Here is a 1028-nt window from a genome sequence, read left to right on the forward strand (position 1 = left end):
AGGCCGCATCCTCACGGACCTGACGACCGCGGGCGAACAGTCCCCGGCGCCCGCCGTACCGCACCACAGAAGCCCGCTTGAGACGCCCGCCCGGCAGACGCCTGGTCCGCCGGCGGCCGACGCGCCGGGCCCCCGGCCGGCTTCCAGTCCCGCCGGGCCGGAGGCCGCCCCGTCCGTGGACGGCCAAGACAGCGGGCTCGGCGGTCAGTCGCGGCTCGGTGGCCCCGGCGAGCGGCGGCCGGCCGGTCGGCCTGCCGATCAGACTTCTCTCGGGTACGGCGAAGAGCGGTCGGTCGGTCCGACCGAGGTCCGGTCCGTGGACCGTCAGGACGCGAGGCTCGGCGAGCAACGGAAGTCCGGCCGGGGCGAAGGGCCGTCCGCATCCGCCTCCGTGTCGCCCAACAGCCCAACGGCGCACGGGCCTTGGCGCGCCGAGGCGCTGGCGGGGCGCGCGGGGGAGCTGCGGGAGGAGCTGGGGGGCCTCGCGCGGGCCGGGGAGGCCGAGCAGCGGGTGCGGGAGATCGCCGAGCGGCGCGCGGTCCTGGACCGGGAGGAGCGCGCGGACGAGGGGGCCGTACGCGAGGCCGACGGGTGGCTGGAGGAGTGGCCGACGTCGCGTACCGCCTTGCAGACCAGGGCGGACGGCGCGGCCGAGGCGGCGACCAGGGCGGCGGGCCTGGCGGCGGAGCTGGAGACCGCGCGGCGCCGCAGGGACGCGGCGGACCAACGCGACCGGCTGGCAAAGGAGTTGACGCGGGCTCAGGACCGGGCGCGGGACGCGCGGGACACGGCGGCGCTGGCCAGACAGACGTGGCAGGACCTGCGGGAGGCCAGGATCGACGGCATCGCCGCCGAATTGGCCGATCAGTTGGCGGACGGTGAGCCCTGCCGGGTCTGCGGCTCGCCGGAACACCCCGCCCCCGCGAGGCCCGCGGCGCAACAGGTCACCCGCGCCGACGAGGACGCGGCCGGCGCCGCCCACGAACGCGCCGCGGCCGGGCACGAGTCGGCGCGTACCGAAGCCGACC

Annotated in this window: 1 pseudogene; it reads left to right on the forward strand. The window is 78.2% G+C overall.

The annotated features are described in order from the left end of the window. Positions 1-316: 316 nt before the first annotated feature. A pseudogene (locus tag BGM09_RS16980) lies at positions 317-1028 on the forward strand (SMC family ATPase); the annotation flags it as partial.

Source organism: Streptomyces sp. CBMA29 (assembly GCF_014596445.1).
Taxonomy (GTDB): Bacteria; Actinomycetota; Actinomycetes; order Streptomycetales; family Streptomycetaceae; genus Actinacidiphila.